The following is a 6,625-nucleotide window of genomic DNA, read 5'->3' as shown; positions in this document are numbered from 1 at the left end:
GATCCCGGATGTGCTCCGGCACCGCCTGGTCCTGTCCTACGACGCGCTCGCCGACGAGATCAGCCCCGAAGACGTGATCCAGCGGGTGCTGCAGACCGTCGGCCTGCCGCAGGTGGCGCCCCAGGCCGTGGGGGCCCGCGCGCCGCCCCCCGCCCCGCACCGGCCCCCCCCCGCCCCCCCCCCCCCCCCCCCCCCCCCCCCCCCGCCCCCGCCCCCCCCCCCCCCCCCCCCCCCCGCCGCCCGCCCCCGCCCCCCCCCCCCCCCCCCGCCGCGAATCCCGGATTCGGCGATCAGAGCCGCTCGATGATGGTGGCGTTGGCCAGCCCGCCCGCCTCGCACATGGTCTGCAGGCCGTACCGGCCGCCGGTCTGTTCGAGGTGGTTGACCATGGTCGCCAGGATCCGCACACCCGAGGCGCCCAGCGGATGACCCAGCGCGATCGCGCCGCCCCGCGGATTCAGTTTCGCCGGATCGGCGTTCAGCTCGTGCTGCCATACCAGCGGCACCGGGGCGAAGGCCTCGTTCACCTCGTAGGCGTCGATATCGTCGATCGACAGCCCGGCCCGGTCCAGCACCTTCTTCGACGCCGGAACCGGCGCGGTGAGCATGAGCAGCGGATCGTCGCCCACCACCGCGAAGGAGTGGAAACGGGCACGCGGCGTGAGCCCCAGTTTCGCCGCCGTCTGCTCGCTCATGATCAGCGCCGCCGACGCGCCGTCGGTGAGCGGCGACGAGTTGCCCGGAGTGATCGACCAATTGATCTCCGGAAAGCGCTGCGTGTACTGCTCGTCGGCGAACGCCGGCTTCAGCCCGGCCAGCTTCTCCGGGGTGGACCCGGCCCGGATGGTTTCGTCCGCGGTCAGTTCACCGGCGGCCACCAGCTCCCGGTCGAATCCGCCGGCCGCCGCGGTTTCGGCCGCCAGCCGATGCGACCGCGCCGCGAATTCGTCGAGGGTCGCGCGATCGAACTTCCACCGCGCGGCGAGTATCTCGGCCGCGATCCCCTGCTGCACCAGCCCGTCCGGGTAGCGGTGCGCGATGGGCCCGCGGTTGGCATCCTGACCCTGCGCGTTGGAGAACATGGGCACCCGGCTCATCGACTCCACACCGCAGGCGATAGCGATGTCATAGGCCCCCGCCAGCACACCCTGCGCCGCGAAATGCGCCGCCTGCTGGCTGGATCCGCACTGCCGGTCGACGGTGGTCGCCGGCACCGATTCGGGGAACCCGGCCGCGAGCACGGCGGTCCGCGAAATATTGAACGCCTGCTCACCGCTCTGCGTAACGCAGCCGCCCACCACATCGTCGACCAGTGCCGGATCCAGATCGTTGCGCCGGATCAGTTCCTCCAGCACCCCGGCCAGCAGGGTCGCCGGATGCACCCCGGACAAACCCCCGCCCATCTTCCCTTTACCGGACGGCGTGCGAACCACATCGACGATGACGGCGGACTGCATGGGTCCCTCCTGACCTGCTCGATACGGCCGACCGAGTTAGTGACCGTTCGCTATTAAGTTAACACGGATTCGCATCAGCGGGCCAGGCCCGGGACCGTACAGCCGGACCCCTCAGTAGAAGGTTGCAGCGGCGAAGGCACCGAGGCCGACCAGTACAGTGCCCGTGAGCACCTGCACCCGGCGGTCGACCAGGCACATCAGCGACAGGAACCCGGGCATCGAGCCACCGCCGCGGGTGTAGGCGAGGGCGGCGGCGCTGGGCAGGCAGCGGCCGAGGGCGACCGTCGTGAACAGAGCGGCACCGAGGACCGGTGATCCCACAGCCGCTACTCCCAGCACCAGCAGGTAGTACGCGCTCGAACGGATGTAGATGAGGAAACCGGGGCCGATGATCGCGCCGAACAGCAGCGATACCTTCCACGGCGCCATACTGCGTCGCAGGTGCCGCGGTAGCTGGCGGCGGCGCATCGGGGTCGGCAGGACGAGCAGTCCGAGTTCGTGCAGGCCGTAGGCCGCGGCGAGAACGGCCCAGGCACCGATCAGCAGCGTGAACGGTACGAGACCGAGGGCGAATCCGCCGAGCGCGCCGATGAGCGCGCCGGTGATCGACGCGGTGGTCACGGAGCCGAGGGCATGCCAGCCGAGGCGCCGCAACGGTGTGGAAGCGCCGCGGCGGCCCGGTTGTTTGGGTGCGACCACCACGCCCGCGACGGACATCCCGCAGGTGGACCAATTCGCGGCCAGCGCGGTGATCAGGCCGGCGCCGACGACCGCTCCGGTGAGACCGGCGGCCTGTCCCGGACCGGCCAGGAATGCCGTCGCGATACCGGCGGTGGCGGCGGCCACGGGCAGGCCTATGCGGGAACCGAGTCCGACCGATCGCTGTAATTCGGGCCGGATCTGTGGCATATCGACGGGCAGCGCCGCGTGATCGAGCAGGGTTGTCATGGTGTACCTCCTGGAGGGTGCCGCACGTCAGCCGACGTGCACGGTTCCGGACATGGTCGGGTGGATGGAGCAGCGGTACGCCACGTCACCGGGCGTGCCGAAGGTGAAGCGGAAGGTGTCCTCGCTGCGGATACCGCTGTCGAACACCCCCTCGGCGCGCAGGTCGTGCAGGAGCAGACCGTCGTCGAAGCGCCATTCGACGGTGCCGCCGACGGGAATCCGGACCACTCGCGGCTCGAATTGGATATGGCTGATGTGCACAACGGCGTCCGGCTGCGCCGGGCCGGAACAAGCGCCCGCGAAAAGCAGCAGCAGGACGGCCGCCGGGAAACTCAGCCCTCGACCACGACGGTGCCGACCATCATCGGGTGCGGGGTGCAGTGGTAGGTGAAGGTGCCTGCCTCGGTGAAGGTGTGCGTGAAGCTGCCCTCGGTGAGCAGTTCGCTCTCGAATGCGCCGTCGTCGGCCACCACATCGTGCGGGAGGCCGTTGTCGTCGAAGATCCATTCGACGGTCCCGCCTTTCTCGATCGTCACCGAGGCGGGGCTGTAGCTCATATTCGCCACTCGCACCGTCACGGGCGTGCTGTCGCCTCCGGAACCGCCGCAGGCCGTGAGCGGGAAGAGCGCGCATACGGCGGCGGCCAGAACCAGGAGCTTTTTCATCGATACCTCTCATCGGACGTACATCAGGTTGGCCGTCATCCCGGCCTCGAAGTGATAGGCGTTGTGGCAGTGGAACATCCACTCCCCCGGGTTGTCGGCGTCGAATTCGATCGCCAGCGAGGTGCCGGGCAGGACGTTCACGGTGTCGCGGCGCAGACCGCCGTACCCGGGGATCGCGAACGTATGGCCGTGGGTGTGCATGGGGTGCCACATGGTCGACCGGTTGTGCATGGTGATGCGGACGCGCTCGCCCTGTTTCATCACCAGATCGCCCGCGTCGGCGCCGGCCATCGCCCAGACGTAACGGTCGCCGGCCTGGAGCAGGTCCACCGCGTAGTCGCGGTCGGGTGCGCGGTCCCGTAGTCGCGTGTGCTGTGCCGGGCGCAGTGCGCTTTCCGGCAGCAGTTGCCCGCGCAGTTCCGGGATCACGCCGCCGGTATCGGGGTCCGGGAGCGGAGCCGCGTCCGAACTGCGCAATACGGTCGAGGCGTAGCCGGGCCGGCCCTCGACCGCGGCCACCACCGGCCACGCCCCGGAGGCGACCGTGACCAGCACGTCGTATCGCTGGGCCATGCCGATCAGGATCGTGTCGGCCTCGGCCGGGACCACGTCGAATCCGTCGACCGCCACCACGGTCAGCCGGTGTCCGGCGACGGCGAACCGGTAGGGCGTTTCCGCGCCGGCATTGATGATGCGCAGGCGCAGCCGCGAACCCTGGGCCGCCGTGATGACCGCGGGGTCGTTCGGGGGCCGGCCGTTGATCAGATGCAGCGGATAGGCGATGTGCTGGGTCATCCCGCCGAGGGCCGCCGAATCGCCGTGCCCGGCCGCGGTGAACGCGGCCGCCACCGCGGCCGCGCCCGCCCCGACCGGTACCGGGGCCGCGGCACCGTGACCGGCGTGCCCGCCGTGCAGATCGGGATTGAGGGCGGCCATCACCGCGTCCGGCGTGGTGCCCAGCCCGTCGACCCAATCGTCGAGAACCAGTACGGCGTCCGCGTCGGCACCCGTCGTATCGGCCGGATCCTCGACGATCAGCGCGCCGAAGAGTCCCCGATCGGCCTGCAATCCGGAATGCGAGTGGTACCAGTAGGTTCCGGGATCGGGCGCGACGAACCGGTATTCGAAGCTGCCGCCCGCCGCGATGGGTTGCTGGGTGACCGGCGGCACCCCGTCCATATCGTTGCGGATCCGGATGCCGTGCCAGTGGATGCTGGTCTCGGCCGGAACAGTGTTGGTGACCCGCACCGCGAGCGTATCCCCGGCCGAGAGCCGCAATTCCGGAGCGACCGCCCCGGCCCCGTAAGCCCACGTATTGACCAGCCGCCCACCGAGATCCACGGTCGCGACGCCCGCGGCGAGGGCGTAGGCGGCGGTCCTCCCGGTCGAGGTACGGGCGGCCTCGGCCGCGGCGATCTCCGGATCACCGGGTTTTATGTAGTCGAGCCGGGCGGGGCCGGCGGTCGTGCCCGCCGGCGAGCCACACCCCGTGGCGCCGAGTGCGCCGATTCCCGCCAGTCCGGCGCCGGCCGCCGCGAGGGACAGGAACCGGCGCCGCCCCAGCAGTGCGGAGGTCATTCCAGCACCTGGGGCGTGAGCAGGCCGGCGACCGGTTCGACATTGCCGTCCAGTGTCACCGCGCTCACCTGGTTACCGGTGGCCACATCGAACCCGGCCAGCCGCTGCGGCGCCTCGCCGTCGACTTCCGGGGCGTCCCCGAGGATGTAGAACTTCGTACCGTCCACGCTGTAGGCCATCGATGTGAACGCGGTGATCCCGGCGTCGGCGAGGGTGTAGGTGCGCAGTGGTTTCAGGTTCGCCGCGTCGAACACCACCACCTTGGCGACCGATCCGCCGCGCGCGGAATCGGGGTGCACGATGCTGTCGGTGTAGGCGATGGCGATCCGGGTCCCGTCGGCGTTGATGACGTTCTCGGCGAAACGGCCAGACGGATCGCCGGCATTGCCGATCGGTTTCACCGGCGCGGTGGGCAGTCCGGCGGCGAAATCGAAGACGAAGACATCGCCGTTCTCGCTCACCAGCAGGGCCTTGTCCGCCTCGGCGGCGAATGTGGTCTTGCGGGTACTCACGAAATCCTCGGGCAGCACCTTCGCGCGGCCGGCCTCCTCGGGGACACCCTCGTCGTTGATCGCGACATGCAGCAGTTCGCGGGTTTCCTCGCAGACGCTGTAGAGGTCGTGCCCGACCATCCAGGTGAACGGCCCGCAGCCGACAATGCGGACGGCACCGCTTTCCCGCCCGGATTCCAGATCGACGACCCGGATCCCGTACAGCCCGTCGTCCCAGGTGACGAAGTACTTGCCGTCGGAGGTCACGGCATTGGAACCCGGCCGCGAATGCACCCGCGCCACATCGGGAAGTGCGACCTCGGCGGGTTCCAGCAGATTGCCCGAGTAGGTGCTGACCGTGAAATCGGCGTCGCCCCGGGAGCCGCGCGGCCGCCAGACCTCGGCGGCCAGCACCGCGGGATCGTCCGGGGTCTGCCCGACGAAACCGTGGATGACCGGATCCCAGATACCGGGCCCCACGACCACGCGCGCGGTGATCTTCCCGGTCGCTGGGTCGATCGCGTCGACCTTCATCTCGAGACTGCCGAAATCACCTTCGATACCGAGTATCTGGTCCGCGCCGATCGGCTTGATCTTTCCGACGTGCAAGGGTTCGGGGAACTGCCCGGTGATCTCCTGGTCCTGCTCCCCCAGGCCGATTCCCGGCCCGGGATCGCCGAATTCGACGCTGGGATAGGTGACCTCGGTGGACGATTCCGGGTCGGACGACCCGCACGAGGTCACGGTGAGCAGGGCGGCCAGCGGTACGGCCGCGAAGGCGGCCCTGCGGCTGTTCGAGGTCATGATCCGGCCCCCACTTTCGGCCGGTCCGCGGGACGGGCCTGGCAGTCGGCGCCGATGATCGGCGCCATGGTGCAGGTGTAGGCCTGCGACTGATCGGAGACGCACCAGATGATCTCCTGATCGGTGCTGCCGCTCACCGGGTTGTACATGGTGGCCTGCATATCCGGTTCACCGCAGAAGGCGTTGGAGCAGCTCGGCGCACCGCAGCAGTCGTAGTAGGCGATGAGGTAGGTTTTGCCGTCGGCCGGGTTGGTACAGCAGCCGACCCAGAATTCCGCGCCCGGTTTCGAGCCCGGCGCACAGGTGGTGAGGCCGCCGCCTTCACAGGCGGCGCAGGACGTTCCGTCCATATTGCACCAGCGCCAGTAGTCGCATTCGGCGGGATTGCTGCCGTCGTACTCCGGTACCTGCGGTTCCGGTGCCGGGTCGGGTGCGGCGACCGCCCGCGACACCGGCAGCGCGCCGATCACCGCGACCCCGGAGGCCCCGACCGTCCAGCGGCCGATCCGGGAGAGCATCGACCGCCGCGAGGTGCGTTCGGACAGGCGCCGCCCCGCACGGCTGACGAAACCGCCGCCGCGGCCGGCCATCCATTCGGCCTGTTCGGCCACCGTGTTCTCGTCGACCGGATACCGCTGTTCGGTACCTCCGTGGTCGTGAGGATGACTGTTCTGATTCATCT

The 6,625-nt window shown here is 69.7% G+C and carries 7 protein-coding genes and 1 pseudogene; 1 reads left to right on the top strand and 7 read right to left on the bottom strand.

Features of this window, described 5'->3' with window-relative positions; all coding sequences use genetic code 11:
* A pseudogene (locus tag QH276_RS19370) lies at positions 1 to 307 on the top strand (hypothetical protein); the annotation flags it as partial.
* Here the strand turns inward: QH276_RS19370 and QH276_RS19365 are convergent.
* The 7 genes from QH276_RS19365 to QH276_RS19335 all read right to left on the bottom strand — a co-directional run bounded on the left by QH276_RS19365 (position 291) and on the right by QH276_RS19335 (position 6,623).
* A complete protein-coding gene (locus tag QH276_RS19365; RefSeq protein WP_280396730.1) occupies positions 291 to 1,457 on the bottom strand; it encodes a thiolase family protein in 1,167 nt (388 codons plus the stop codon). The pseudogene QH276_RS19370 and the gene QH276_RS19365 sit on opposite strands and share 17 nt — an antisense overlap.
* A 111-nt stretch (positions 1,458 to 1,568) precedes the next feature.
* Entirely contained in the window at positions 1,569 to 2,405 is an 837-nt protein-coding gene (locus QH276_RS19360) for a methylamine utilization protein (RefSeq protein WP_280396731.1), read from the bottom strand.
* A gap of 27 nt (positions 2,406 to 2,432) precedes the next feature.
* On the bottom strand, positions 2,433 to 2,666 hold the full coding sequence (locus QH276_RS19355) for a cupredoxin domain-containing protein (RefSeq protein WP_280396732.1): 234 nt from the start codon (positions 2,664 to 2,666) through the stop codon (positions 2,433 to 2,435).
* Between the two features lie 71 nt (positions 2,667 to 2,737).
* On the bottom strand, positions 2,738 to 3,070 hold the full coding sequence (locus QH276_RS19350) for a cupredoxin domain-containing protein (protein ID WP_280396733.1): 333 nt from the start codon (positions 3,068 to 3,070) through the stop codon (positions 2,738 to 2,740).
* A gap of 9 nt (positions 3,071 to 3,079) precedes the next feature.
* Positions 3,080 to 4,648 carry a multicopper oxidase family protein gene (locus QH276_RS19345; protein ID WP_280396734.1) on the bottom strand — a complete coding sequence of 523 codons (1,569 nt, stop codon included), beginning with the start codon at positions 4,646 to 4,648 and terminating at the stop codon, positions 3,080 to 3,082.
* Positions 4,645 to 5,943, bottom strand: coding sequence for a hypothetical protein (locus QH276_RS19340; protein ID WP_280396735.1), 1,299 nt, complete (start codon positions 5,941 to 5,943; stop codon positions 4,645 to 4,647). Before QH276_RS19340 ends, QH276_RS19345 begins: the two co-directional genes overlap by 4 nt.
* Positions 5,940 to 6,623, bottom strand: a complete 684-nt coding sequence (locus QH276_RS19335) for a methylamine dehydrogenase light chain (protein WP_280396736.1) — start codon at positions 6,621 to 6,623, stop codon at positions 5,940 to 5,942. The genes QH276_RS19340 and QH276_RS19335 overlap by 4 nt, the downstream gene beginning before the upstream one ends.
* Positions 6,624 to 6,625 lie beyond the last annotated feature (2 nt).

The organism is Nocardia carnea, assembly GCF_029869215.1.
GTDB lineage: Bacteria > Actinomycetota > Actinomycetes > Mycobacteriales > Mycobacteriaceae > Nocardia > Nocardia carnea_B.
This window is presented reverse-complemented; position numbering and strand designations above follow the sequence as displayed.

Coding starts and splice junctions, on each gene's coding strand:
- QH276_RS19340 (WP_280396735.1), bottom strand. CDS start 5,943: ATGACCTCGAACAGCCGCAGGGCCGCCTTCGCGGCCGTACCGCTGGCC.
- QH276_RS19365 (WP_280396730.1), bottom strand. CDS start 1,457: ATGCAGTCCGCCGTCATCGTCGATGTGGTTCGCACGCCGTCCGGTAAA.
- QH276_RS19360 (WP_280396731.1), bottom strand. CDS start 2,405: ATGACAACCCTGCTCGATCACGCGGCGCTGCCCGTCGATATGCCACAG.
- QH276_RS19345 (WP_280396734.1), bottom strand. CDS start 4,648: ATGACCTCCGCACTGCTGGGGCGGCGCCGGTTCCTGTCCCTCGCGGCG.
- QH276_RS19350 (WP_280396733.1), bottom strand. CDS start 3,070: ATGAAAAAGCTCCTGGTTCTGGCCGCCGCCGTATGCGCGCTCTTCCCG.
- QH276_RS19335 (WP_280396736.1), bottom strand. CDS start 6,623: ATGAATCAGAACAGTCATCCTCACGACCACGGAGGTACCGAACAGCGG.